Source organism: Pseudomonas sp. MF6776, assembly GCF_016613125.1.
GTDB lineage: Bacteria > Pseudomonadota > Gammaproteobacteria > Pseudomonadales > Pseudomonadaceae > Aquipseudomonas > Aquipseudomonas iridis.
The window spans coordinates 114,648-140,422 of the sequence record NZ_JAENSQ010000010.1 but is presented as its reverse complement, the minus strand read 5'-3'; the positions used below and the strand labels follow the sequence as shown (position 1 = coordinate 140,422).

The 25,775-nt window shown below is 56.8% G+C and carries 30 protein-coding genes and 2 tRNA genes; 8 read left to right on the top strand and 24 right to left on the bottom strand.

Annotation, left to right across the window (positions count from 1 at the left end):
• Nucleotides 1-23 precede the first annotated feature (23 nt).
• The 9 genes from JJD74_RS13975 to thrS all read right to left on the bottom strand — a co-directional run bounded on the left by JJD74_RS13975 (nucleotide 24) and on the right by thrS (nucleotide 7,476).
• Nucleotides 24-100, bottom strand: a tRNA-Pro gene (locus tag JJD74_RS13975).
• An 89-nt stretch (nucleotides 101-189) separates the two neighbouring features.
• A complete protein-coding gene (locus JJD74_RS13970) occupies nucleotides 190-546 on the bottom strand; it encodes a MerR family transcriptional regulator (protein WP_003179985.1) in 357 nt (118 codons plus the stop codon).
• Nucleotides 527-829, bottom strand: coding sequence for an integration host factor subunit alpha (gene ihfA / locus JJD74_RS13965; protein ID WP_002553164.1), 303 nt, complete (start codon nucleotides 827-829; stop codon nucleotides 527-529). The genes JJD74_RS13970 and ihfA overlap by 20 nt, the downstream gene beginning before the upstream one ends.
• Before the next feature lie 3 nt (nucleotides 830-832).
• Entirely contained in the window at nucleotides 833-3,211 is a 2,379-nt protein-coding gene (pheT, locus tag JJD74_RS13960) for a phenylalanine--tRNA ligase subunit beta (RefSeq protein WP_047300474.1), read from the bottom strand.
• Between the two features lie 26 nt (nucleotides 3,212-3,237).
• Nucleotides 3,238-4,254, bottom strand: a complete 1,017-nt coding sequence (gene pheS / locus JJD74_RS13955; protein ID WP_200614695.1) for a phenylalanine--tRNA ligase subunit alpha — start codon at nucleotides 4,252-4,254, stop codon at nucleotides 3,238-3,240.
• 109 nt (nucleotides 4,255-4,363) lie between these two features.
• On the bottom strand, nucleotides 4,364-4,720 hold the full coding sequence (rplT, locus tag JJD74_RS13950; protein WP_042558693.1) for a 50S ribosomal protein L20: 357 nt from the start codon (nucleotides 4,718-4,720) through the stop codon (nucleotides 4,364-4,366).
• A 28-nt stretch (nucleotides 4,721-4,748) separates the two neighbouring features.
• On the bottom strand, nucleotides 4,749-4,943 hold the full coding sequence (gene rpmI, locus JJD74_RS13945; protein ID WP_002553160.1) for a 50S ribosomal protein L35: 195 nt from the start codon (nucleotides 4,941-4,943) through the stop codon (nucleotides 4,749-4,751).
• 59 nt (nucleotides 4,944-5,002) lie between these two features.
• Nucleotides 5,003-5,554, bottom strand: a complete 552-nt coding sequence (gene infC, locus JJD74_RS13940; protein WP_176469887.1) for a translation initiation factor IF-3 — start codon at nucleotides 5,552-5,554, stop codon at nucleotides 5,003-5,005.
• Nucleotides 5,554-7,476 (bottom strand): threonine--tRNA ligase, encoded by a 1,923-nt coding sequence (gene thrS, locus JJD74_RS13935; protein ID WP_042558692.1) that lies wholly within the window; start codon nucleotides 7,474-7,476, stop codon nucleotides 5,554-5,556. Before thrS ends, infC begins: the two co-directional genes overlap by 1 nt.
• 370 nt (nucleotides 7,477-7,846) lie before the next feature.
• Here thrS and JJD74_RS13930 point away from each other — a divergent pair, with 370 nt between their 5' ends.
• A complete protein-coding gene (locus JJD74_RS13930; protein ID WP_042558691.1) occupies nucleotides 7,847-8,149 on the top strand; it encodes a hypothetical protein in 303 nt (100 codons plus the stop codon).
• Between the two features lie 287 nt (nucleotides 8,150-8,436).
• Nucleotides 8,437-8,649 (top strand): cold-shock protein, encoded by a 213-nt coding sequence (locus tag JJD74_RS13925; protein WP_003179963.1) that lies wholly within the window; start codon nucleotides 8,437-8,439, stop codon nucleotides 8,647-8,649.
• 72 nt (nucleotides 8,650-8,721) lie between these two features.
• Here the strand turns inward: JJD74_RS13925 and JJD74_RS13920 are convergent, their stop codons facing one another.
• A complete protein-coding gene (locus JJD74_RS13920; protein ID WP_042558690.1) occupies nucleotides 8,722-9,039 on the bottom strand; it encodes an I78 family peptidase inhibitor in 318 nt (105 codons plus the stop codon).
• A gap of 165 nt (nucleotides 9,040-9,204) precedes the next feature.
• A complete protein-coding gene (locus tag JJD74_RS13915) occupies nucleotides 9,205-9,510 on the bottom strand; it encodes a hypothetical protein (protein WP_042562020.1) in 306 nt (101 codons plus the stop codon).
• Between the two features lie 132 nt (nucleotides 9,511-9,642).
• On the opposite strand from JJD74_RS13915, the gene JJD74_RS13910 reads away from it, so the two are divergent.
• Nucleotides 9,643-9,849 carry a hypothetical protein gene (locus JJD74_RS13910; RefSeq protein WP_047300630.1) on the top strand — a complete coding sequence of 69 codons (207 nt, stop codon included), beginning with the start codon at nucleotides 9,643-9,645 and terminating at the stop codon, nucleotides 9,847-9,849.
• 31 nt (nucleotides 9,850-9,880) lie between these two features.
• Here the strand turns inward: JJD74_RS13910 and JJD74_RS13905 are convergent, their stop codons facing one another.
• From JJD74_RS13905 to JJD74_RS13870, 8 genes are all read right to left on the bottom strand, one after another.
• Nucleotides 9,881-10,909, bottom strand: a complete 1,029-nt coding sequence (locus JJD74_RS13905; protein WP_047300470.1) for a nucleoside hydrolase — start codon at nucleotides 10,907-10,909, stop codon at nucleotides 9,881-9,883.
• Nucleotides 10,910-10,940: 31 nt separating this feature from the next.
• Nucleotides 10,941-11,345, bottom strand: coding sequence for a D-ribose pyranase (rbsD, locus tag JJD74_RS13900; protein ID WP_042558687.1), 405 nt, complete (start codon nucleotides 11,343-11,345; stop codon nucleotides 10,941-10,943).
• Nucleotides 11,342-12,259, bottom strand: coding sequence for a ribokinase (rbsK, locus tag JJD74_RS13895; protein ID WP_200614693.1), 918 nt, complete (start codon nucleotides 12,257-12,259; stop codon nucleotides 11,342-11,344). Before rbsK ends, rbsD begins: the two co-directional genes overlap by 4 nt.
• Before the next feature lie 24 nt (nucleotides 12,260-12,283).
• Complete coding sequence (locus tag JJD74_RS13890; RefSeq protein WP_042558685.1) at nucleotides 12,284-13,303, bottom strand: LacI family DNA-binding transcriptional regulator; 1,020 nt, start codon at nucleotides 13,301-13,303, stop codon at nucleotides 12,284-12,286.
• A gap of 3 nt (nucleotides 13,304-13,306) precedes the next feature.
• Entirely contained in the window at nucleotides 13,307-14,284 is a 978-nt protein-coding gene (locus JJD74_RS13885) for an ABC transporter permease (RefSeq protein ID WP_200614690.1), read from the bottom strand.
• Nucleotides 14,281-15,834: a sugar ABC transporter ATP-binding protein gene (locus tag JJD74_RS13880; RefSeq protein ID WP_042558683.1), complete on the bottom strand. Its 1,554-nt coding sequence runs from the start codon at nucleotides 15,832-15,834 to the stop codon at nucleotides 14,281-14,283. The genes JJD74_RS13885 and JJD74_RS13880 overlap by 4 nt, the downstream gene beginning before the upstream one ends.
• A gap of 55 nt (nucleotides 15,835-15,889) precedes the next feature.
• Nucleotides 15,890-16,846, bottom strand: a complete 957-nt coding sequence (locus tag JJD74_RS13875; protein ID WP_042558682.1) for a sugar ABC transporter substrate-binding protein — start codon at nucleotides 16,844-16,846, stop codon at nucleotides 15,890-15,892.
• A 201-nt stretch (nucleotides 16,847-17,047) separates the two neighbouring features.
• Entirely contained in the window at nucleotides 17,048-17,500 is a 453-nt protein-coding gene (locus JJD74_RS13870) for a hypothetical protein (RefSeq protein ID WP_200614688.1), read from the bottom strand.
• Between the two features lie 348 nt (nucleotides 17,501-17,848).
• On the opposite strand from JJD74_RS13870, the gene JJD74_RS13865 reads away from it, so the two are divergent.
• From JJD74_RS13865 to JJD74_RS13855, 3 genes are all read left to right on the top strand, one after another.
• Nucleotides 17,849-18,937, top strand: coding sequence for an asparaginase (locus tag JJD74_RS13865; protein ID WP_042558680.1), 1,089 nt, complete (start codon nucleotides 17,849-17,851; stop codon nucleotides 18,935-18,937).
• A 199-nt stretch (nucleotides 18,938-19,136) separates the two neighbouring features.
• Nucleotides 19,137-19,406: a DUF1654 domain-containing protein gene (locus JJD74_RS13860; protein WP_090282667.1), complete on the top strand. Its 270-nt coding sequence runs from the start codon at nucleotides 19,137-19,139 to the stop codon at nucleotides 19,404-19,406.
• 4 nt (nucleotides 19,407-19,410) lie between these two features.
• Nucleotides 19,411-20,100, top strand: a complete 690-nt coding sequence (locus JJD74_RS13855; protein ID WP_042558679.1) for an endonuclease — start codon at nucleotides 19,411-19,413, stop codon at nucleotides 20,098-20,100.
• 51 nt (nucleotides 20,101-20,151) lie between these two features.
• On the opposite strand, the gene JJD74_RS13850 is transcribed toward JJD74_RS13855, so the two are convergent.
• Nucleotides 20,152-21,063 (bottom strand): siderophore-interacting protein, encoded by a 912-nt coding sequence (locus tag JJD74_RS13850; protein ID WP_200614686.1) that lies wholly within the window; start codon nucleotides 21,061-21,063, stop codon nucleotides 20,152-20,154.
• A gap of 85 nt (nucleotides 21,064-21,148) precedes the next feature.
• Nucleotides 21,149-21,517 carry an SPOR domain-containing protein gene (locus JJD74_RS13845; RefSeq protein ID WP_200614684.1) on the bottom strand — a complete coding sequence of 123 codons (369 nt, stop codon included), beginning with the start codon at nucleotides 21,515-21,517 and terminating at the stop codon, nucleotides 21,149-21,151.
• A gap of 250 nt (nucleotides 21,518-21,767) precedes the next feature.
• Here JJD74_RS13845 and csrA point away from each other — a divergent pair, with 250 nt between their 5' ends.
• The gene (gene csrA / locus JJD74_RS13840) at nucleotides 21,768-21,962 is read left to right on the top strand and encodes a carbon storage regulator CsrA (protein ID WP_003179932.1); all 195 of its coding nucleotides are present in this window, start codon (nucleotides 21,768-21,770) and stop codon (nucleotides 21,960-21,962) included.
• A gap of 222 nt (nucleotides 21,963-22,184) precedes the next feature.
• Here the strand turns inward: csrA and JJD74_RS13835 are convergent, their stop codons facing one another.
• Nucleotides 22,185-22,640 (bottom strand): DUF2214 family protein, encoded by a 456-nt coding sequence (locus JJD74_RS13835; protein WP_200614682.1) that lies wholly within the window; start codon nucleotides 22,638-22,640, stop codon nucleotides 22,185-22,187.
• Between the two features lie 537 nt (nucleotides 22,641-23,177).
• Nucleotides 23,178-23,254: transfer RNA gene (locus JJD74_RS13830), tRNA-Val, on the bottom strand.
• Between the two features lie 182 nt (nucleotides 23,255-23,436).
• Between JJD74_RS13830 and JJD74_RS13825 the strand changes: the two genes are divergently transcribed.
• Complete coding sequence (locus JJD74_RS13825) at nucleotides 23,437-24,720, top strand: NAD(P)/FAD-dependent oxidoreductase (protein WP_200614680.1); 1,284 nt, start codon at nucleotides 23,437-23,439, stop codon at nucleotides 24,718-24,720.
• A gap of 82 nt (nucleotides 24,721-24,802) precedes the next feature.
• On the opposite strand, the gene JJD74_RS13820 is transcribed toward JJD74_RS13825, so the two are convergent.
• Nucleotides 24,803-25,774 carry an XdhC family protein gene (locus JJD74_RS13820; RefSeq protein WP_047300463.1) on the bottom strand — a complete coding sequence of 324 codons (972 nt, stop codon included), beginning with the start codon at nucleotides 25,772-25,774 and terminating at the stop codon, nucleotides 24,803-24,805.
• Nucleotide 25,775: the final 1 nt, after the last annotated feature.

Sequence of the window (25,775 nt, the reverse complement as noted above, 5' to 3'; positions counted from 1 at the left end):
AGCGGCTAAGTCATTGAATTATATGGTCGGGACGGAGTGATTCGAACACTCGACCCCTAGCACCCCATGCTAGTGCGCTACCGGACTGCGCTACGCCCCGACTGATTCTGCATCTCGTTCTTCAACTCGAAGAACGCTCAAGAATATATCGCAAGCATTTGAAAACTGGAAGTATTCAAACGCAGCTTTTTATTTCTTGAGTACCACCAGCACATCTTCGAGTTCGGCGATCATCTGGCGGATCATTTGCTTGTATTGGGTGGTGTCATCTTTGGCTTCATCGCCGGACAGACGCAAGCGTGCGCCGCCGATGGTGAACCCCTGATCGTAAAGGAGCGCGCGGATCTGCCGGATCATCAGCACGTCTTGTCGCTGATAATACCGGCGGTTCCCGCGGCGTTTGACGGGGTTGAGCTGAGGAAACTCCTGCTCCCAGTAGCGCAGCACGTGTGGCTTTACGGCACACAGCTCGCTGACTTCACCGATGGTGAAGTAGCGTTTGCCCGGGATGACGGGTAGTTCGTCGTTATGACTTGGTTCCAGCATAAGCCTCAACTCGGGCCTTCAACTTCTGCCCTGGACGAAAGGTGACCACACGGCGAGCCGTGATCGGGATTTCTTCCCCCGTTTTCGGGTTGCGGCCAGGCCGCTGGCGTTTGTCCCGAAGGTCGAAATTGCCGAAACCGGACAATTTGACCTGCTCGTTGTCTTCAAGAGCGTGCCTGATTTCCTCGAAAAACAGTTCCACCAATTCCTTGGCTTCCCGCTTGTTCAGGCCCAGCTCTTCATATAGACGTTCCGCCATCTCAGCTTTCGTCAAAGCCCCCATACGTCACTTCCTTAACGTGGCGTTCAACCTTTGTTCGAGCGAGGTGAGGATATTTTGCGTCGTCGAATTCACCTCATCGTCATTAAGAGTGCGCGATGGATGCTGCCAGGTCAAGCCAACTGCAAGGCTTTTTCTATCAGGATCAATACCTTTACCCTGATATACGTCAAACAGCCTGAGATCTGTGAGCCATTCGCCTGCATTTTCACGGATTACGTCCAGTACAGCCGAGGCTGCAACGTCTTTGTGCGCGATCAGTGCAAGGTCACGACGCACTTCAGGAAAGCGCGACAACTCGTGGAATTTCGGCATTTTACCGAGTGCCACTTCAGCCAGAACCAGCTCGAAAACGAAGACCGGACGGTCCAGACCCAACGCTTTAGACAATTCCGGGTGGATGGCGCCGATGAAACCGACTTCACGCCCTTCCCGCTCAATGCGCGCGGTTTGACCCGGGTGCAGCGCCGGGTGTTTGCCCGGAGCGAAAGTGAACGAATCCAGTGCACCGGCGAAGCCCAGCACTGCTTCCACGTCAGCCTTGACGTCGAAGAAGTCGATGGTGTCGCGACCTTGCGCCCAGCCTTCCGGCAGACGGCTACCGCAGACAACACCGGACAGCATCGGCTCTTGCTTCAGACCTTCGAGCTGACCGACGAAGCGCAGGCCGCTTTCGAACAGCCGCACGCGATCTTGCTGGCGGTTCAGGTTGTGCTGCAGGGCCTTGACCAGACCTGGCCACAACGAAGAACGCATGGCAGCCATGTCGTTGGAGATCGGATTGGCCAGCAACAGCGGCTCGACGCCCGGGTTGAACAGTTCGAACTGCCTTGGATCGATGAAGCTGTAAGTGATTGCTTCCTGATAACCACGTGCGACCAGCAAGCGTCGCAGTTCCGGCAGATCGCTACGCGCTTCAGCCTTGGCTTGTGGCGCCAGACGTGCTTGCGGGTAACGAACCGGCAAACGGTTGTAGCCGTACAGACGGGCCAGCTCTTCGATGAGATCAACTTCCAGGCTGATGTCGAAGCGATGGCTTGGCACTTCTACGCGCCACTGCCCTGCTCCATCAGCAGTAATGTTCAGCCCCAAGGCGCTGAGCAGACGTTCGACCTGTGCCGAATCCATTTCCATGCCGAGCATCTGGGTGATGCGCTGCGCACGCAAGGTGATCGGCGCGATCGACGGCAGATGCTGGTCGCTAACGGTCTCGATGATCGGGCCGGCTTCACCGCCAGTGATTTCCAGCAGCAGGCCAGTGGCACGCTCCATGGCTTCACGGGCCAGCTGCCAGTCGACGCCACGCTCGTAGCGATGCGACGCGTCGGTGTGCAGGCCGTATGAACGAGCCTTGCCAGCGACGGCGATCTGATCAAAGAACGCGGATTCAAGGAATACATCGCGAGTGGTCGAAGAGACACCGCTGTGTTCGCCACCCATCACACCGGCAATTGCCAGAGCACGCGTGTGGTCGGCGATCACCAGCGTATCGCTACGCAGGCTGACTTCCTGACCATCGAGCAGCACCAGCTTCTCGCCCTCTTCGGCCATGCGCACGCGGATGCCGCCATTGATCTCGGCGAGATCGAATGCGTGCAGCGGCTGGCCCAGCTCGAGCATTACGTAGTTGGTGATATCGACGGCGGCGTCGATGCTGCGCACGTCAGCGCGACGCAGACGTTCAACCATCCACAGCGGCGTTGGCTTGGACAGGTCGACGTTACGGATCACACGCCCCAGATAACGCGGGCATGCGGCCGGCGCAAGCACTTCTACCGAACGCACTTCGTCGTGCACGGCAGGAACAGCAAGCACCGCTGGACGGGTGACCGGAGCGGCATACAGCGCGCCAACTTCACGGGCCAGACCAGCCAGGGACAGGCAGTCGCCACGGTTCGGGGTCAGATCGACCTCGATGCTGGCGTCTTCCAGATCCAGATACACACGAAAATCTTCACCCACCGGGGCATCAGCCGGCAGTTCCATCAGGCCGTCGTTGCCTTCACCGACTTGCAATTCGGCTTGCGAGCACAGCATGCCGTTGGACTCGACGCCACGCAGCTTGGCCTTCTTGATCTTGAAGTCGCCCGGCAGCTCGGCACCAATCATGGCGAACGGAATCTTCAGGCCTGGGCGCACGTTTGGCGCACCGCAAACAACCTGAAAGGTTTCCGCGCCATTGCTGACCTGGCAAACGCGCAATTTGTCGGCATCAGGGTGTTGCTCGGTGCTCAACACCTCGCCCACGACCACGCCACTGAATACGCCGGCGGCCGGCGTAACGCTATCGACCTCAAGACCGGCCATCGACAGACGAGCAACCAGCTCGTCACGATCTACCTGCGGGCTAACCCAGCCACGCAGCCATTGTTCACTGAATTTCATCCTGCTCTCCTAAGAATTCGTTACGACTAGCGAAATTGCGCGAGGAACCGCAAGTCGTTGTCGAAGAACAGACGCAAGTCGTTCACGCCGTAACGGAGCATGGCCAGACGCTCAACGCCCATGCCGAAGGCAAAGCCGGAGAACTCTTCCGGGTCGATGCCGGACATACGCAACACGTTCGGATGAACCATGCCGCAGCCCATCACTTCCAGCCAGCCAGTCTGCTTGCAGACACGGCAGCCTTTACCGCTGCACATCACGCATTCCATGTCGACTTCAGCGGATGGCTCGGTGAACGGGAAGTACGAAGGACGGAAACGTACGGCCAGCGCTTTCTCGAAAAACACCCTCAGGAATTCTTCGATGGTGCCTTTGAGATCGGCAAAATTGATGTCGCGATCGACCAGCAGGCCTTCGACCTGGTGGAACATCGGCGAGTGGGTGATATCGGAGTCGCTGCGGTACACACGGCCTGGGCAGACAATGCGGATCGGCGGCTGCTTCGATTCCATGGTGCGGACCTGTACCGGCGAGGTATGGGTGCGCAGCAACATGTTGGCGTTGAAATAGAAGGTGTCATGCATCGACCGGGCCGGGTGATGGCCTGGGATGTTGAGCGCTTCAAAGTTGTGGTAATCGTCTTCGACCTCAGGGCCTTCGGCAATGCCGTAGCCGATGCGAGTGAAGAACTGTTCAACACGTTCCAGAGTCCGGGTAACCGGATGCAGACCACCAGAGGTCTGGCCTCGGCCCGGCAGCGTCACGTCAATGGACTCGGCAGACAGCTTGGCAGCCAGTTCGGCTTCTTCAAACAGGGCCATGCGCGCATTGAGAACGCCTGTAACACGTTCCTTGGCAACGTTGATCAGGGCGCCGACTTGCGGACGCTCTTCTGCCGGCAAATTCCCCAGGGTCTTCATCACCTGAGTCAATTCACCCTTTTTGCCAAGGTATTGAACCCGGATTTGCTCCAGGGCATTGATATCTTCAGCGCTTTGCACAGCCTCTAGTGCTTGAGAGACCAGCGCATCCAGGTTTTCCATGTACAGACTCCAGATACAAAATAGGGGAAGAGCTTGAAGGCTCTTCCCCTATTTAAGACGTTTACCACCTGACCCCACGAAAGTGAGGCCGGGTGATTGTCGGGGGTACTTAAGCCAAGGTGGCTTTAGCTTTCTCGACAATCGCAGCAAACACCGCTTTTTCGTTCACTGCCAGATCAGCCAGAACCTTACGGTCGATCTCGATGGACGCTTTTTTCAGGCCAGCGATGAAACGGCTGTAGGACAGACCGTTAACACGAGCACCAGCATTGATACGAGCGATCCACAGAGCGCGGAACTGACGTTTTTTCTGACGACGGTCACGGTAGGCGTATTGGCCAGCCTTGATAACCGCTTGCTTGGCAACACGGAATACGCGCGAACGTGCACCGTAGTAGCCTTTAGCAAGTTTCAGAATTTTCTTGTGGCGCTTACGCGCCATGACGCCACGCTTTACACGAGCCATGAGTTACTTCCTCTATTCTTGACTAAAATTAACGAAGGCGCAGCATGCGCTCGACTTTTGCAACGTCCGACGGATGCAGCAAGCTGCTACCGCGCAGTTGACGCTTACGCTTGGTCGACATTTTAGTCAGGATGTGGCTCTTGAAAGCGTGCTTGTGCTTGATACCGTTAGCAGTTTTCAGAAACCGCTTAGCAGCACCACTTTTAGTTTTCATCTTTGGCATGTTCGGTACTCCGCATTCAGTTGATAAACATAATCAGAAGGCCTGCCGTGCCCTATTGATTACTTCTTCTTTTTCGGGGCGATGACCATGATCAGCTGGCGTCCTTCCATCTTAGGATGCTGTTCGACCGAACCGTACTCGAGCAAGTCACCTTCAACTCGCTTGAGGAGTTCCATCCCCAGCTCCTGGTGGGCCATCTCACGGCCGCGGAATCGCAAGGATACCTTGGCCCTGTCCCCATCACTCAGGAAACGTACCAGGTTGCGCAGTTTTACCTGGTAATCCCCTTCCTCCGTCCCTGGACGAAACTTGATTTCTTTAACCTGAATCTGCTTCTGGTTTTTCTTGGCTGCGGCAACCTGCTTCTTCTTCTCGAAGATCGATTTGCCGTAGTCCATCAGTTTGCAAACAGGGGGTACTGCATCGGCGGAAATTTCCACCAAATCCAGTTTGGCCTCTTCAGCCTTAAGAAGCGCGTCTTCAATTGACACAATCCCAAGCTGTTCACCTTCAGCCCCAATTAACCGAACCTCGCGTGCCGAGATATTCTCGTTGATCGGGGCTTTCGGTGCAGCTCGTTTATCTTGTCTCATTTCACGCTTAATAGTAATTACTCCGAATCTGGGCGACCACGCCGGGAAACCGCTTGCGCGAGAAACTCAGCGAACTGGGCGACGGGCATCGAGCCCAGGTCAGCACCTTCACGAGTACGCACAGCGACAGTCTGCATCTCGACTTCCCGATCCCCGATAACCAAGAGATAGGGAACCTTGAGCAAAGTATGCTCACGGATTTTAAAGCCGATCTTTTCATTTCTCAAGTCAGACTTGGCACGAAAACCGCTTTCGTTGAGAGTTTTTTCAACCTCGGCGGCAAAATCGGCCTGTTTGTCAGTGATGTTCATGATCACTGCCTGGGTCGGAGCCAGCCACGCAGGGAATGCACCCTCGTAGTGCTCGATCAGGATGCCGACGAATCGTTCGAAGGATCCAAGGATCGCCCGGTGCAACATTACCGGGTGCTTGCGACTGTTGTCTTCGGAGACGTATTCGGCTCCCAGACGGATAGGCAGGTTAAAATCGAGCTGCAGAGTACCACACTGCCAGACACGGCCAAGGCAATCTTTGAGCGAGAACTCGATCTTCGGACCGTAGAACGCGCCCTCACCCGGCTGCAGATCGTACGCAAGACCCGCACTGTCAAGGGCTGCGGCCAATGCGGCTTCTGCGCGATCCCACAATTCGTCGGAGCCAACGCGTTTTTCCGGACGAGTGGACAGCTTCATTTCGACATCGGTGAAGCCGAAGTCGCGATAAACGTCCATGGTCAGCTTGATAAACGCAGCAGACTCGGCCTGCATCTGCTCTTCGGTGCAGAAGATGTGGGCATCGTCCTGAGTAAACGCACGCACGCGCATGATGCCGTGCAGCGCACCCGATGGCTCGTTACGGTGGCAAGCACCGAATTCGGCCAGACGCATCGGCAGTTCGCGGTAGCTTTTCAGGCCTTGATTGAACACCTGCACGTGGCACGGGCAGTTCATCGGCTTGATGGCGTAGTCACGGTTTTCCGACTGAGTGGTGAACATGTTGTCGGCGTAGTTGGCCCAATGCCCGGATTTCTCCCACAGGCTGCGGTCAACGACTTGTGGCGTCTTGATCTCAAGGTAGCCGTTGTCACGCTGCACCTTGCGCATGTATTGCTCGAGCACCTGGTACAGAGTCCAGCCGTTCGGGTGCCAGAACACCATGCCAGGGGACTCTTCCTGAGTGTGGAAAAGGCCCAGGCGCTTGCCGATCTTGCGGTGATCGCGCTTTTCAGCTTCTTCGATACGCTGGATGTAGGCTGCCAACTGTTTCTTGTCAGCCCAAGCAGTGCCGTAAACGCGCTGCAACTGCTCGTTTTTGGCATCGCCGCGCCAGTAAGCGCCGGACAGCTTGGTCAGTTTGAAGGACTTCAGAAAACGTGTGTTCGGCACGTGAGGGCCGCGACACATGTCGACGTACTCTTCGTGATAGTACAAACCCATGGCCTGCTCGTTCGGCATGTCTTCGACCAGGCGCAGCTTGTAGTCTTCGCCCCGAGCCTTGAACACTTCGATCACTTCAGCGCGCGGAGTGACTTTCTTGATGACGTCGTAATCTTTCTCGATCAACTGCTGCATGCGCTGCTCGATGGCAGCCATGTCGTCCGGAGTAAAAGGACGTTCGAAGGCGATGTCGTAATAGAAGCCTTCGTCAATAACCGGGCCAATGACCATTTTAGCCGTCGGATACAGCTGCTTGACCGCATGGCCTACCAGGTGGGCGCAAGAGTGGCGAATAATCTCCAGCCCCTCTTCATCCTTTGGCGTGATGATTTGCAGCGTCGAATCGCTGTCGATGATGTCACTGGCGTCGACCAGTTGGCCATTGACCTTGCCGGCCACAGTGGCCTTGGCCAGACCAGCACCAATGGATGCGGCGACCTCGGCTACGGAAACCGGGTGATCGAATGAACGTTGACTGCCGTCGGGAAGAGTAATAGTTGGCATGGCGCCTCCTCTCCTAGTGGTGACCCCTACCAAAGGTCACGTGGGTTGGGATGAGCCAGTACAAGATCCGATCCAGGCCATTCAATGACGAACGCCTGCCTTACAGCGGCAGGAGCCTTGCGGCCAACCGGAAACCGAACCAGAGTGACTGGGATTCAAATCGGGATTTTCGTACGCTGCCGCTGCCGGGACTAGAGGTCATCCGGAGCCTGCAAACGCCCGAGTCGGGCATGCTAGCACAGATGAACGGTCGCCGATGTACTCTTGCCTTGCCGTGAGGCAAATCGTCCGTTTTATGCCAGAGTGCTGAACTTGATTGGCCATTCAGCCATCAGATAACAAGACATTGACCCACAAGGAGCATCCTCACATGCGTCTGAATACCCTGTTCGCGGTAGTCGCCCCTATTGTTCTGCTGCTGCCGCTGAGTGCTCACGCAGACTGGCCAAAGGGCGAACGTGATAAATACATGGCGCAATGCTCGCAGGCCGCAACGCCTCAGATCGGCGCTGCAGCGGCGAAGGCTCACTGCGCGTGCGGCGCTGATGCAATCAAGTCTTATCCCGCTAGCGACATTCAGGCTTTGATGGACAACAAGGCAACGCCTGAATTGCAACAGAAAGCACTGGGCCAGATTGCCAAATGCAAGGCCAACACTCCGGCGAAAAAGTGACAAAAAATTCATATTGAGCAGGCTGAAACCTGAGAAATGGCTCTGGTTTTGAGCTTTTCTGACCGATTTATGCAGGTTTTACAGGTTTTTTTATAGTCTTTACTTTCGACTAAAAGCCTTTAAATCCGGGGCTTTGAGCCGAAACAGGCAGCAAAGAAAACGCGACTGGTAGGCAAACAGCACGTCCGGGGGGTTACAAAGCGAACATTTCGACTATGATATCCCGGTGTGCCCAGTTGGCCTGAGCAGCACAGTACTGAAAAATATATGTTTCTTGGAGATACACCATGTCTAATCGCCAAACCGGCACCGTTAAGTGGTTCAACGATGAAAAAGGCTTCGGCTTCATCACTCCTCAAGGTGGCGGTGACGACCTGTTCGTACACTTCAAAGCTATCGAAAGCGACGGTTTCAAAAGCCTGAAAGAAGGCCAGACCGTTTCCTTCGTGGCTGAGAAAGGCCAAAAGGGTATGCAAGCTGCACAGGTTCGCCCAGAGTAATTTCTCGGCGCACTAAAAAAACCCCGTCCATGTGACGGGGTTTTTTATGCCTGAAACAAAAGCTGCCGGCTATCAGCCGCAGTTGACGCGATTAACCACCAGACTGTTGTCGGTATTCAGGTTCAAGCGATCAGAGCGGTATTCCAGAGTGATCATGTCGTCTGGCTTGAGGAAGCGGGCGTTTTGCGCACCAGCCTTTGCACGAGCCTGCTCCAACAGGGCGGGCGAAGCTTTCTTGCCAATGGCGAACTCCGCTGCCGTTGCTTCACAGCGGCTATGACCGGCTTCGGTCGCCACAGGATCCTTTGCCGACTCGCTGGAGGTTGTGCTGCAACCGGCCAACATGGCAACGGCCATTAGTGCACCCAGTGATGCGAACTTCAAAGGCATGAAGCCTCCTTGTTTTCAAATAGTTAGCTGAGATCGTGCGACCGCCGATCCGGCGTTTGGTTTCATGACAAATGCCATCACCCGGCCACACAATCGGAAAAACGCCGAGTGTGCCTGAGCGGCGCGGGCCACTCATCAATCAATCGTGACTGAATATTAACGAGCTCAGTAAACGTCGATGTAGTCATATGGCGGATTCGGCCAGTTGTCCTTGAGCGCGTTGAAAATCTGCATCACCCACACCTCGTCACTGGCCGCGACATTGCCAACGTAACCCGACCCCTTGGCCCAGGTTTCTAGGCGAAACAACAAGCCATCGATGTCCTGCCCGCCCGTCACACCAGAAGAGATGTAAGCCATACCGCCCTTGGTCACTCGCAACTGCGTGTGTTCATCATCGCTGGCCGAAGCCAGTAATCGACGCACAGCATCAAGCGTAAGGCCATCAGGGGTATTCAAATCGATCTGCACAGCACTGTCCTTGGATTCGCCGGAAAAGACCAAGTGTCGCATAGCACTCCACTCATGCCTAAGTCGCAGTGCCAAATGTCCGACAAAATGGTTAACTCGGCACACAGACTTCCCGACTTTTCGAGCCTCATCATGACCAGTGTAAGCATAGACGCCGACATCAAAGCCAAATGGGCAGACGGACACAGCTCCTACAGCCCGGGGTCCACTGAAGAGTTGGCGCTTATTGGTATCGATCTATTGGTCAAAGAGCTGGGCACCGAAGCGGCCCAGCAATTCATCAAGCAGATTTTCGAACGGTACCCGATCGAACAGACCGAGCACGCGCTGGGGGAATAAACCCGCAGGCTGGCACCTGCGGGCGGGGTTATTACTTCAGGCGTTTCAGGCGTTCGGTCAGCAGATCGAAGAACCCTTGAGCGTCGCCATTTTCCACCCAGAATGCATTCTTCGGTGCCTTGAGACCGTCATACCAATCGACGACGGTCTGACCGAAAGTCGGCCCCTCACGACTATCAACCACGACGTTTACCGAGCGACCGGTGAACAGTTCTGGCTTGAGCAGATAAGCCACGACAGTAGCGTCATGCACCGGGCCACCCGGAATGCCGTAATGCTCCATATCCCCTTTGATGTACTCGTTGAGGATGTCGCCGACAATTTTGCTCGCGTTGTTGTTGAGCGCAGCAATCTGCTTCAAACGCGCATCGCTGGTAAGAATCTTGTGGGTGACGTCCAGTGGCAGATAGGTCAGCTTCACGCCACTCTTGAGTACCACTTCAGCAGCTTGCGGATCGGCAAACAGGTTGAATTCCGCCACCGGGGTAATGTTGCCACCGTTGAAGTGCGCGCCACCCATGATCACCACTTCCTTGATGCCCTGCACAATCTCGGGCTCCTGGATCAACGCCAGCGCAAGGTTGGTTTGCGGGCCAAGCATGGCGATCGTGATGCTGTGTGGCTTGGCCTGTTTGAGGGTATCGATCAGGTAATTGACCGCACTGCCTTCAGCCAGACCTTTTTTCGGTTCGTGCACAGTGACACCCGACAGGCCTTCCTTGCCATGGATGTTCTCGGCGTAGATCGGCGTGCGCATCAGCGGCTTCGGCGCGCCGGCGTAGACGGGTACATCCTCGCGCCCCGCCCATTCGCGAGCCAGGCGTGCGTTACGCGAAGTCTTGTCGAGGCGCACGTTGCCGGCCACGGTGGTCAGCGCACGGATGTTCAGCTCGTCTGGCGAGGCCAGCGCGAACAGCAAGGCGACCACATCGTCGGCACCCGGATCGGTGTCGATAATCAGGTCGATTTTTTCCGCCGCGTGAGCGCCGGTTGCAGATATCAGGGACAAAAGCAGCAGACTCCGGAGCAGTTGGTGCATTTTTTGAGCATAGCGTTGCATGGCGCATTCCTTGTGCATGTGAAATCGAAAGTTAGAACGTTACACCAGCCACCAGAACGATGTTGCAGTACGGCTGACATTCGCCTGTACGAACAATCGCCCGTGCCTGTCGGCTAAGAACCTTGAATTGCTCATGACTGAGCAGATCGCGACGACCCAGTGCACCTTCTTCATTCAACTCGTCCAGCGCAGTCAACGCAGTCGGTTGCTTGTCGAAGATTTCCTTGGCCAACGCATGGCTTTCTACCTGCATCTCGCTCAGCACGACTTTCAGGGTGCTGACAAAGTCCGGAACACCATGGGTCAGCGCCAGGTCGATCAGCTCGACACCCGGCGGCACCGGCAAGCCGGCATCACCAATCACCACCATGTCGCCATGGCCCAGAGATGCGATCAGTCGCGACAGCGCGACGTTCAGCAAAGGAGTCTTTTTCATGCGGGTTTAAAGGCCTGTACGTCGGACATGGTTGGAATGGAAGGCTGCGCGCCAGCGCGAGTAACCGAAAGAGCGGCGGCAATCTGCCCATAGCGAATCGCTTCGGCCTCGGACTTGCCAGCGGCCAGGGCAGCGGCAAAACCACCGACGAAAGTGTCCCCCGCTGCCGTGGTATCGACCGCCTTCACTTTCGGCGCCGGGAAATGCTCGAAACCTTTGCCGTTGGCGAACAACGAGCCCTCAGCACCAAGGGTGATAATGACCTTTCCTGCGCCCATCGCGATCAGGTGACTTGCCGCGCTTTCTGCAGTTTCCAGCGAATCAACCGGCAGCCCGCTCAAGGCAGCAGCTTCACTTTCGTTGGGAATCAGGTAGTCGATGGCTGCGAACCAGTCTGCCGGCAATGGACGGCTGGCAGGGGCAGGATTGAGGATAACGGTCTTGCCCAGCGCACGCGCACGCTTGAGCGCATGGCCCACGGTTGCATCCGGAATCTCAAGCTGGCAGATGATAACGTCGGCGGCCTGCAACACGGCATCGAAGCGGTCGATCACCGCCGGCGTCATGGCGCCGTTGGCACCGGCGACAATCACGATCGCGTTCTGACTGTTGTCATCGACCACGATCAGCGCCACGCCACTGGAGTCCTCGACAACGCTGACCGCCTGACAGTCAATCTGCTCGGCCAGCAACGCTTCGCGCAACTGCACGCCATAGTCATCGCTGCCTACACAGCCGACCATCGCCACTTGCGCACCAAGGCGCGCGGCAGCCACGGCCTGGTTGGCGCCCTTGCCACCAGAGACGGTGGCAAAGGAATGTCCGATCAGCGTTTCACCGCCACGGGGCAGCCGTGGCGCACGGGTGACCAGATCCATGTTCAGGCTGCCTATTACCACTACATTTGCTGGCATACATCACTACTCGTCAATTCGGTTTCAGCGGTACTCGGTGAACACGCCGGACAGCGGCGCAGTCGATTCGCGCAAGACAATACTCGGGGTCACGATCCGTTGATCAGTGACCAGGCCTGGGGTAGCAATCCTTCGCAACAGTACTTCAGCCGCCATCTCGCCCAGCTGCAGGATCGACTGGCCGACGGTGGTCAGGGCCGGATACACATAGCGGCTCATCTGGATATCGTCGAAGCCGATCACCGACAGCTCGCTCGGCACTCGCACCTTGCGTTCAGCCGCCGCTCGCAGCACCCCGATGCCAATCATGTCGTTCCCGGCAAAAATCGCGCTCGGCGGGTCGCTCGCAAGCAGCGTCGTCGCTGCGTTATAACCGCCGGTGCTGGTGAAATCGCTCTCGAGCATGCGCGCTGGCGACACTTCGATGCCCGCCTCTTTCAGCGCCCGGCAAAAACCGGCCTGACGCATTTGCGCCACGCTGGTGCTCGCAGGGCCGCCAATGGTCGCGATATCGCGGTGGCCAAGCTCCAACAGATGACGGGTGGCGAGGTAAGCGCCGTACTCATGATCGATACGCACCAGATCGGCATCCACGCCATCCAGTCCACGGTCGACAATCACCATTGGCGTCTTTACCCCGGCCAGCCCCTGCGCCAGACCACTGTCACCGCCGGCCGACGCGACGATCAAGCCGTCGACGCGCTTTTCCAACAGGACACGCAAGTAGCTGCGCTGCTTTTGCGGGTTGTCATCGGAGTTACAGAGGATCACGCAGTAGCCATTACGCTCGCAGTAATCCTCGATGCCCCGTGCCAACTCGGCGAAGTACGGGTTGAGACTGTTGGGCACCAGCAAGCCAATGGTTGCAGTGGTTTTGGCCTTCAGCGAGCGCGCCACCGCACTCGGCACGTAATCGAGGCTTTTGATGGCCGCCTCGACTTTCAACCGGACCTCCTTACTGACCGGTCGTGTGTTGTTCACCACGTGAGACACGGTCGTGTAGGAAATCCCGGCGAGCGCCGCCACATCCTTGATTGTCGCCATGTTTCAAGCCCGCCGACTGGCGCGTTGGCTGCGATAGGTATCGAGCACGATCGCGATCACAATCACCGCACCGGTGATGATGCGCTTGGTAGGCTCGCTGGCACCGATCTGCGCCAGACCGGCCGCCAGTACGGAAATGATCAGGACGCCAAAGAAAGTGCTGATGACCGAACCGCGCCCACCCATCAGGCTGGTGCCGCCGATCACCACCGCGGCAATCACTTGCAGTTCCAGACCGGAGCCAGCATTCGGGTCCGCTGCTTCCAGTCGAGAAATCTGAAACAGCGCGGCGACACCGGCCAGCAGGCCCATCAGGCTGAACACCAGAATTTTGTAAGGTTTTGGATTGATCCCCGCCAGCCGCACCGCTTCCTCGTTGGTACCGATACCGATCAGGTAACGACCGAACACCGTGCGCGTCAAAACCGCCTGCGCAATAAAAATCACCAGCAAGGCAATGATAAACGACGGTGAAATACCGAAAGCAATCGGGTTCGACAACCAGGCGAACGAATCCCCAATATAAGCCGTGCGCGAGCCGGTCATCTGGTAAGCCAGGCCTCGGGCCATTTCCAGCACACCGAGAGAAACGATGAACGAAGGGATCCGCCAGGCCACGGTAATCGAACCCGTGACGGTGCCCGCCAATGCCGCGACCGCCATACCGAGCAACGCCGCCGGCAACACGCTCCAACCCCAACCGAGCATGGCCACGCTGACCGTTGATGCCGCGAGCGCCAGCACCGAGCCCGCCGACAGATCGATACCGCCAATGATCAACACGAAGGTCATGCCGACGGCCAGCACCATCAGGTCGGGAATCTGGTTGGCCAACGTACTGAAAGTGTTATAGGACAGAAAGTGGCTGCTCAAGACCGAGAACAGCGCAATCATCGCCAGCAGTGCACCGGCCAGCCCCAGATAGGTGCCCAGTCCGTAAAAGTTGCCACTACGCTTGCTGGCAGGAGATGCAGTTTTCATGGGAGATCCCTAGGCGCCGCTTCGTTGAGCAACGCATCACGTTTTTGGTAGCCGGCGAACGCGGCAGCAAGCAAATCATCCTGGGTCCAGCTGTCGCGCTCAAAGGTGTCGATCAGACGCCCCGCCGACAACACACCGATCCGGTCGCAGATCAGCATCAATTCACGCAGGTCACTGGATACCACCACAAGCGCTTTGCCCTGGCGCGTCAGCTCACCGAGCAAGGCATAGATGTCGAACTTGGCACCGACGTCGATGCCACGGGTCGGTTCATCGAACAGCAGCACCGAACAATCACGCTCCAGCCAGCGACCGATCACGACCTTTTGCTGGTTACCACCGGACAGTTCCGAAACCAACTGTGTCGGGCTCGAGCTGCGGATGCGCATCGCGTCGATCTGTCGTTGCGCCAGTGAGATCTCGTCGCCGTTGTTGACGAAACCGCCACTGGAAATTTCCGGCATGTTGCCCAAGGCAATGTTGGCGCTGATCGATTGGCTCAGCAGCAAGCCTTCGCCTTTGCGATCTTCGGTGATCAACGCAATGCCATTGCGCACGGCATCGACCGGCGAACGTACGCTCACCACTCGCGCTGGCGAGCCCAGTGCAATCGTGCCGCTGTCAGCGACGTCGGCCCCAAAAATCAGCCGCAGCAGTTCGGTGCGCCCTGCTCCGATCAGACCGGAAATCCCGTAGATCTCCCCGGCACGCACTTCGAACGAGACGTCGCGCACCTTGTCGGAACGAGTCAGACCTGTGACCGTCAACGCCGGGGCGCCGATGTTGCGCGGGCCCATGTCGATGTGCTCGCCCAGTTCGCGCCCGACCATCAGCGTGACCAGTTGCTCGCTGTTGTAATTGGCCATTGGCTCGACGCACACCAGGTTGCCATCACGCAGCACAGCAATGCGTTGCGCCACGCGGGCCAACTCTTCGAGGCGGTGGGATATGTAGATGATCGAGACGCCGCGCGCCTGTAGGCGAGTGATCTGCTCGAAAAGCATTTCGACTTCACGCGCCGTGAGCATCGCGGTCGGCTCGTCGAGAATCAGCACATGGCAATCGCCGATCAGGTTGCGGGCGATTTCGACCATCTGCTGATGCCCGATGCCCAATTCGCCGACCAGGGTGTCCGGATCGATCGCATCAAGCCCAACCTGCGCCATGGCTTCGATGGCTGCCTTACGCAATTGCTTGCGGCTGATCCAGCCGCCGTTGCTCGGCAGGTTGTCGAGAAACAGGTTTTCCGCCACCGACAATGTCGGCAAAAGATTGAGTTCTTGCATGACCATGCGCACGCCAAGATCTTCAGCCTGGGTACGGCTGCCCGGGCGATAGTCCTTGCCCTGGAACTGCATCTGGCCAGTGGTCGGGGTAACCAGACCACCAATGATCTTCGACAGGGTGCTTTTACCGGCGCCATTCTCGCCGGTCAGCGCCAGTACTTCACCGCGCATCAGCGTCAAATCGATGCCCGTGAGCACCGGTTGCGCATAGGTCTTACCGATACCGCTGACCGAGAGGACAGCGTTCGGAGCGGAAACTGACATAAAAATCTCCATGCGCTCACCCGGTCGGGCGAGCGCCGTTGTATCGCCAGAGGACTTACTTGGTGACCAGTTCGACCGGCGTTTCAATCACGCCATTGGTACCGCTGTCGACCTTCTCGCCTTTGATGATTTTCAGCGCGGTCTCGATACCGAACACCGCTTGTTTGGCGGCATACTGATCCGCAGTCGCCAGTACACGACCGTCCTTCAACATTGGCTTGATGGCATTGATGTTGTCGTAGCCGACAACCTGCACCTTGCCTGCCTTGCCCGCAGCACGCACGGCGGAAACGGCACCGACGGCCATGCTGTCATTACCAGCCAGCAACGCTTTGACATCCGGGTACTCACTGAGAATCGACGCGGCAACCTTGTTGCCTTTATCGATCTCCCAGTCACCGGACTGCAGGGAAACCACCTTGATCTGCGCCGCCTCCATCGCATCCTTGAAGCCAGCGGTACGCTGCTGAGCATTGGTCGTCGTGGACACGCCTTCAATGATGCCCACTTCGTCACCGGCCTTCAGCTGTTTGGCCAGATATTCGCCTACCAGACGCGCACCTTTGCGGTTGTCCGGGCCTACGAATGGCACGCTGATGTTTTTGCTTTTGACAATTTGCGGATCGAGCTGGTTATCGATGTTGATCACGGTAATACCGGCATCGACGGCTTTCTTGATCACCGGCACCATGGCCTTGGAGTCAGAAGGCGCGATGACCAGGGCATTGACCTTGGCCAGAATCATTTGCTCGACGATGCGCGTCTGGCCTGCGGTGTCGGTCTCGTCCTTGATGCCATTGGAGATCAGGTCGAAATCGGCGGAGTGTTCTTTTTGGTAGGCTTTGGCGCCATCTTCCATGGTCAGGAAGAATTCGTTGGCCAGGGATTTCATGACCAGTGCGACTTTGGGTTTTTCCGGGGATTCGGCGAACGCCGAAGAGACGGGTAATGCAGCGGCTGTGGCAGCCAGCATAGCGACAGCAAGAAGACGTCCAGCAAATGGCAGCTTCATGGGTTCACTCCGATCTTATGATTATTTTGAGCAACGTTTGCGCTGGCGTAAGCTACAGCGCTTCCACCGATGGAGCTGTACCTAGGGGAAGACGCGCAAACGTTTGCGTAGATCGAACTATGCGAACCTGGCCGCGATTTGTCAACAATCGGAAATCACCATTTATCGTAGGACGAATCATTCGACTCGCCCCTTTGCTATCTATGCTGTGGTGCTGACCAGATTGCCACTGGTGGAACTCTTGGACATTTCCTTGACCAGCGCGCCCGCTACTTCCGCCATCGCGCCGCTGGTTTGCGCGATCTGCCCCTGAATGGACATGACAGCCTGCGATTTGGCCTCCGGAGTCGGATAGCTCTGAGCTTGTGCCGCAGCCAATTGCTGTTGCTGTTCCTGGAGTTGCTTCTGCAATTCCTGCATCCGCTTCAGCAGCATTTTGACTGTGATGCTCAGGTTGTCGCCGCTTTCAGCCTTGCTGTCTTCTTGCGCGGGACCACCGGTTCTGACCTGATTGCTCTCTTCTTTCTCGATGCCCAGCGCCTCGGCAGAAGCGTCCGCGTCCGCTTCCGCTTGACTCAATGCATTGATCGTCGCAGCGGTTTTGCCGCCGATGGTGACAGCAGCGGGATTTGATAAACCGATCGTCAGTGACATGAGAACTCCCTAAATTTTAGTTTCCCTGAACACGCATCGGCCAGCGCAAAGGTTTCTTTAGCACCTATTCCAGATACGGCAACCCGATTCGTTCGACAGAACCAGTAGTCCTTTTCGGAGAGCCGAACATTAAGGCCCGCATTGTTCGGAAACCCGGATACCCGATGCCAGACGCTCTTTCTAAAATCAAAAAATACTGATGTAAATCATCAGGTTAAACATTTCTCTAACGCAAAGTACGGCTGGTACAGATCCTGCTCCCTACACCGCACCCCGGCATCCAGATCGGCTCGGGGCGCATCTAGATGAACCTGCATCAGCACCGTCTCACTACTAGAGAGAAAAATAATGAAATCTGCTTTCAAAACCTTCGTTCCGGGCGCTTTGGCCCTCCTCCTGCTCCTGCCTACTGCCCTACAGGCAAAAGAAGCCGAAACACAGACCAAACTCGCCAACGTCGTAGTACTCGCCACTGGCGGCACTATTGCCGGGGCTGGTGCCAGCGCCGCCAACAGCGCCACTTACCAGGCAGCCAAAGTCGGCGTCGAGCAACTGATTGCCGGCATTCCTGAATTGAGCAAACTGGCCAATGTGCGTGGCGAACAAGTCATGCAGATCGCCTCGGAAAGCATCACTAACGACAACTTGCTGCAATTGGGGCGTCGCGTCGCCGAGCTGGCTGACAGCAAAGATGTCGACGGCATCGTCATCACCCACGGCACCGATACGCTGGAAGAAACCGCTTACTTTCTTAACCTGGTAGAGAAGACAGACAAGCCGATTATCGTCGTCGGCTCGATGCGTCCGGGTACCGCCATGTCCGCTGATGGCATGCTCAACCTGTACAACGCCGTCGCGGTGGCCAGCAGCAAAGAAGCTCGCGGCAAAGGCGTACTGGTGACCATGAACGATGAAATCCAGTCCGGTCGTGACGTGAGCAAAACGATCAACATCAAGACCGAGGCCTTTAAAAGTGCCTGGGGCCCAATGGGCATGGTCGTTGAAGGCAAATCCTACTGGTTCCGCTTGCCAGCCAAGCGTCACACCATGGATTCCGAGTTCGACATCAAAAACATCAAGAGCCTGCCTGACGTAGAAATCGCCTATTCCTACGGCAATGTGAGCGATACCGCCTACAAGGCACTCGCCCAATCCGGCGCCAAAGCCATCATCCACGCTGGCACTGGTAACGGCTCGGTGTCCTCGCGCGTAGTCCCTTCATTGCAAGCCCTGCGCAAAGATGGCGTGCAGATCATCCGTTCGTCCCACGTCAACGCTGGCGGCTTCGTTCTGCGCAATGCCGAACAACCTGACGACAAGTACGACTGGGTCGTCGCTCACGACCTGAACCCGCAAAAAGCCCGCATCCTGGCGATGGTCGCACTGACCAAAACCAATGACAGCAAAGAGCTGCAACGGATGTTCTGGGAATACTGATTGACCTTCGCCCGATCAACTCTTGATGGGGCAATCTTCTCACCACTCGCCGGATTGGCGGGTGGTGCGTCGCCTACGACCCCGCGTGCATCTTCCCCACAAAAAATTCGACTCGCCCTACACCAAAATCGGAAAAGCGCTGTCAGAGGATTTTCTTGAATTTTAAGCAGTTGCGAAAATGCTTACAGTTAAATACTGTATGCACGTACAGCTTAATAAGGATAACCTCGTGGCCACCTCCCCTGATGCTCCTGACGCTTATGAACGCATGGGTATGCGCGTTCAAAAAATCATCAATTCCCCCACCGCACAGAAAGCCAAAGCCGCACTGATCTTCCGCCTGCCGGACGAGCCGATGGATGACTGGGAGCGCCTGCTCGAGGAAATCGACGAGAACGACAACGTCACCCTCGCCTACCGCGACGATGGCGGCGTGCAGATTTTTTGGGTTGTGCCGAAGGAAGATTGATTCAATGATTGTCCGCTGTTTTGCTTTGTTCTTGCTGTTCATCGCCATGGGCGCCCAGGCGGGCGCACCTCGCACATTTTCCGAAGCCAAGAAGGTCGCCTGGAAGTTGTACGCACCGCAGTCCACCGAGTTCTATTGCGGCTGCAAATACACCGGCAACCGGGTTGATTTGAAAGCCTGTGGTTACGTACCGCGCAAAAATGCCAAGCGCGCGTCACGTATCGAATGGGAGCACATTGTGCCCGCCTGGCAGTTTGGCCATCAGCGCCAATGCTGGCAGGAAGGCGGACGCAAGAACTGCACACGCTACGACCCGATCTACCAGAAGGCCGAAGCCGACCTGCATAACCTGGTACCGAGCATTGGCGAGGTGAATGGTGATCGCAGCAATTTCAGCTATGGCTGGCTGCCAGTGCAATCCGGTCAGTACGGCTCTTGCCTGACCCAGGTCGACTTCAAGGCCAAGAAGGTCATGCCCCGCCCTTCAATTCGCGGCATGATTGCCCGCACTTATTTCTACATGAGCAAGCAATACGGCTTGCGTCTGTCGAAACAGGATCGGCAGTTATATGAGGCGTGGGACAAGACCTACCCGGTGCAAGACTGGGAACGCCAGCGCAATCAGAGCGTGGCGTGCGTGATGGGGCGCGGCAACGAATTTGTCGGCCCGGTGAGCATGAAAGCCTGCAGCTGATGGAAGCACAAAAAAGGCCTCGAACGTTATGTTCGAGGCCTTTTTTTGTGGCTAGCCGCCAGGCTTGTTGTGGCGCCAATATCCCATCAGGTTGAGCGATTCACGAGGGATCCCGCAGTCCTTGACAAGGTATTTGCGCAAACTCATGACGGCCGCACTTTCGCCAGCGACCCAGCCGTAAAATCCTTCTTCCGACGTATTGGCAATTTCCCAAAGAATATCTTTATCAACATCGACCTCAGCGAGTTCGATGGCCTGGCTCGCTGACGAAGCATGAATGGGCAAGGTCGCCTGCCGCACCGCCTCAACCATCAACATCCCGGCGACTGTCGCATCTGCCTGCTCACGGATCAGCCATTGAACTGTAAGCCCCGGCCAGTCAGGTACTGAAAGCATGTCTTGTGCACTGTCGACTTCGAAGAAAGCTTGCGTCTGGGGTGGATCGGCAAGGGCAGCCAACTCATCAAGAATGCCCATGGCTGCCGGCAACGCCGTCGAGTCGGCAACCAGCAATACTTGCTTGAGAGCCTGCGGCGGCCGCCATTCGAACCCTCCGGCCTCCTTCGCAGAGAAACGGTTGTCAGGCGCAAGGATTTGCATCGACTCGCCCGACTGCGCTCGCAACGCCCAGCGCGAAGCAGGCCCCGTCTCACCGTGCAAAACGAAATCGATGTCGACCTCACCTTGCTCGGTACGCAGATGACGAATCGTGTAAGTACGCATCGCCGGACGGCGGCTCGCCAACATCGAACGGAAACGCGCATACCAACCTTCCTCCTGCGCAAGATTTGCAGGAGAACCATCTGTGGAAGGGAAAAAAAGTTTGACCCGCTGATCGGGCGCCCAGGTGGCCATGCTGGCAATTTCAGGACCGGCAAAGGTGATCCGCATCAAGTGCGGGCTCAACCGGGTTTTACGCTGCAGCACAGCACTGAAGAGCTTGTAGGGATTGGCGGAGGCCATGCGGAGCTCCTTGAAGAAATCGTAAGTGACTCGTATAAGACGAATCGCATCCGACACCCTTTAAGCTGCTCCGCTGAAAACAATGTTACGGCTGGATAGGATGCTCGATCACCACCGATTCGATATTCCGTTTTTTGGCCTTTGCCAATGCCGCATCGACCTGCACCTGCCGAGCTTCGGCCTCAGCCTTGGAGTTGAAAGGGCCAATCAGAATTCGCACTTTGCCGCTGCTGTCCTTGATTACCGTCGGAACAAACGCATGCTCGATCAGCCAGCCGCTCAGATCACTGACAGCCTGAGGCGTTTCGCCGCGCACCTCGAGATCCCACTGTGGAGCAGAGGCGACCGCAGGAGCAGTCGCGACCGCCGTTTTCGGCTCTTGCGCGTCTACACTCTTGCCTTCACCACATCCTGCCAATGCCAGTGCCACGACTATCCAGACCAATTTGCGCACAACGGTTTCCTCGGAAATCTCAAAGCGACGATCTTACCATTCATAAATACTTCGCGAGCCCCGCAAAATGGGCACGAAACAACGAGATTGATGATTGCAGCCTCTGTATAGTTACGCCCTGGGAATTAATGCCGCATCTGCGCGTCAGAAAGAGGCACCCAAACTGTGAGACTTCGCACTAATCTATACGTACCACCGACCTCTGCACTGTCTGAATCAGGTGCCCTACAAAGCAATCAAGGAGAAGACCATGCTGATACTCACCCGCAAAGTCGGTGAAAGCATAAACATTGGTGATGACATCACCATCACCATCCTGGGCGTTAGCGGCCAGCAAGTACGAATTGGCATCAACGCTCCGAAGAACGTTGCGGTGCACCGTGAAGAGATCTACCAGCGCATTCAGGCTGGCCTGACCGCTCCGGACAAACCACAAACACCCTGAGCCGCATCGCAGTCAGTAGCCAGTTCGTTTGCCCAGCACAATGACTGGCTAGAGATACACGCGCCGTATTGCCACCCGCTCCCCACTCTGTTGGGCACGGCGCCTGACACACCACCCCCCTTCCGATTCATTCTCCCTATCCCCTGTTACCGCTCGATCTTACCGGCCATTCCAAAGGCTGGCTGTCGGACGATTCCGATAGAGCACAGGGAATTCGCCCTCCTAAGCGAATGTCACGCCACGCGCCATGCCAGTGGCGGCAACCACCATCAGCATCAGCAACAACGCTTCGACATGACTGATTCGCGCGTACAACTTCGCACGCCCGGTATCGAGTGCCGCACCGCGCGCTGACGCAATGCGCCATTTGACCAACGTGATCATCGGCGCGAGCTCCATCAGCAGAATGAGCACGAACAGTGTCATCTTCAGATGGAACAGTGGCTGATTAAGGTAATAGTCAGTGCCTTTCTCATACCCGCCAAAGGCACGCATCCCGCCCGTCACCAACAGAATCAACGCAGAGATGCCCCACAGATTATCGGCGAGCAACACGCGCCTGACCTCCCCCGTGCCGGACGCCAAGCGACTGAACGCCGCTCCACGCGTCAGCACTGCCCAAAAGCCCAAGGCAAAAGCCAGTAAATGAATAGCCGCTAGAAACCAGTGAGCCAGCACAGACACACTCCTTTATAAAAGAGTTGAAAATCGGCCAGTCAGTAGTAGTTCAAAAAGTGGGGATTTGCCCGGACCACATCGCCGGTGTGCAACTGAGGAACGCGATAGAGAAGTGCTGCAAAAGCCAAATCGCAGGCAAAAAAAATCCCAAGCAGCTGATGGAAGCTTGGGATTAAAAATGCATAAACCGTGGTGGTGAACGCGGAGCGGATATTACTGATTAATCGCTTCAGCGACAATATTTTTTCGATAACCGGTCGGTTAAAAAAGCTCGTAACTCATTCAATATCCACACTATTTTTATGGAATGAGAATTTGACCCGGAGGATTGGCTGTCGTTATGCACCAGCTCTGAAGCCGTCTCATCAATGTGGAAAGAGAAGGTAATCATGAGGAAGGGAAGCGCACGTCGAGGTGAGTGCCGAATTGATGTTCTGAAGCGAGGATTTCGCAAGAGGTCTGCAACCCCCCAGACAACAAAAAAGGGCCCACCTTTCGGTGAGCCCTTCTAGACCGCCCAGCAGAGCGGATTTTGTTTGGTAGGCGCGATTGGACTCGAACCAACGACCCCCACCATGTCAAGGTGGTGCTCTAACCAACTGAGCTACGTGCCTGCTGTGAGGCGGCATTCTACGGAATTCCGGAGGGGTGTCAACACCTTTTTTTCACCTAACCCTATGAATATGCAAAATATTTAATTTTCGCTCAGCAACGGAGATTTTCAGTGGCTGGCGGAGGTTTTTCAACTCGGGTAGGATCGGCGCACTCGTAAAATATATTAAACAGAGGCTGCAGGATGGCGAACACCCTTTACCCAGAGTCTTATTACGCTGCGTCGGCCAATGCCGTACCGGCTCGTCCGGCCTTGCAGGATGATGTGGAGACGGATGTCTGTGTGATTGGTGCCGGGTATACCGGGTTGTCCTCCGCCCTGTTTCTGCTGGAGAGCGGTTTTCGCGTGACCGTGCTGGAAGCAGCCAAGGTCGGTTTCGGCGCATCGGGACGCAACGGCGGCCAGATTGTTAACAGCTATAGCCGCGACATCGACGTGATCGAACGCACCGTCGGCCCGAAGCAAGCGCAGCTGCTCGGCCACATGGCCTTCGAAGGCAGCCGGATCATTCGCGAGCGCGTCGCCAAGTACAACATACAGTGCGATCTGAAGGACGGCGGCGTGTTCGCGGCGCTGTCGGCCAAGCAGATGGGCCACCTGGAGTCGCAAAAGCGTCTGTGGGAACGCTTCGGCCATACGCAGCTTGAATTGCTTGATCAACGTCGTATTCGTGAGGTCGTGGCCTGCGATCAGTACGTCGGCGGCATGCTCGACATGAGTGGCGGCCACATTCACCCGCTAAACCTGGCGCTAGGCGAAGCCGCGGCAGTCGAATCGCTTGGCGGCGCTATCTATGAGCAATCGCCCGCTGTGCGTATCGAGCGCGGCGCCAATCCAGTGGTTCATACACCGCAGGGCAAGGTCAGGGCCAAGTTCATCATCGTCGCCGGTAACGCCTACCTCGGCAATCTGGTGCCGGAACTGGCGGCCAAATCGATGCCGTGCGGCACTCAGGTGATCACCACTGAACCGTTGGGCGATGAACTGGCGAAAAGCCTGCTGCCACAGGATTACTGTGTCGAAGACTGCAATTACCTTCTCGACTACTACCGCCTGACGGGCGACAAGCGCCTGATTTTCGGCGGCGGCGTGGTGTATGGCGCACGGGATCCGGCAAACATCGAAGCGATCATCCGCCCGAAAATGCTCAAGGCTTTCCCGCAGCTCAAGGACGTGAAGATTGATTACGCCTGGACCGGAAACTTCCTGCTGACCCTGTCGCGCCTGCCGCAGGTTGGACGCCTGGGCGACAACATCTATTACTCGCAGGGTTGCAGTGGTCATGGTGTGACGTACACGCATCTGGCCGGCAAAGTGTTGGCCGAGGCGTTGCGTGGTCAGGCGGAGCGTTTTGATGCGTTTGCTGATCTGCCGCACTATCCGTTCCCGGGCGGGCAACTGCTGCGCACGCCGTTTGCGGCGCTAGGGGCTTGGTATTACGGGTTGCGCGACAAATACGGTTTCTGATCAAACGCCCCGTTTCATTCTTCAGAAGCAACTGTGGCGAGGGAGCACACTCTCTCGCCACAATGACATCTGTCACTCAGTATCAGAGCTGATCCCGAGCAATCCCACTGCGTATGCGCAAGATATCCGCCAGCACCGCCAACGCAATTTCCGCCGGCGTCTTGCTGCCCAGGTTAAGGCCGATCGGTGCATGTATCCGCGCCAACTCGCCCTCCCCCAGCCCGCCAATCCGACGTAAACGCTCGAAGCGTTTCTGCGAAGTCTGCAGCGAGCCCATCACGCCAATGTAGAACGCTTCGGTACGCACCGCTTCCATCATCGCCAGATCGTCGATGCGCGGGTCATGGGTCAGCGCCACGACCGCGGTATCTCGATGGCAACCGCCATCGGCAATGAACACCGACGGCAGTTGCCGACGAATCTCCACACCACTGAGCACCACACCCTCGAGCACTTCATCGCGCGGATCGCAGAGGATCACTTCGAAACCGAGGCCGACCGCAAACTCGGCGCACGCCTGCGCAACGCTGGAATATCCGGCGAGCAACAAACGCTGCGCCGCACCGATGCGGATCCGCACCCGATCAATCTCCCGCTCGATACGCGCACCCTGCTCGCGATCAGCGAACAGACTGCGCGCACCGCTGGCCAGATCGACCTCGCGAATCAATCGACGCTGACCGAGCAGCGCCGACTCCAATTCGCGCAGATGCGCCTGGACGTCGCAGTCGGCGTCAAATTTCTCTACCAGCACATCGAGAATGCCACCACAGGGCAGGCTGACCCGCGAGCGCGGATCGTCGCCTTCACCGTAACGCACGACATTGACCGCATCGAGAAACGCACCTTCGGCGACGCGCTCGAGAAAATCTTCCTCGACGCAACCGCCGGACAGCGACCCGATCCACTGCCCACCTTCATTCACCGCCAGCAGCGAACCCGGCGCACGCGGTGCCGAGCCGTAGGTAGTCAGCACGGTGCAGAGCCAGATGCGCTGCCCCGCCACCGACCACTCCAGCGCGCGGCGCACCACTTGCAGATCGAGATGCTGCATA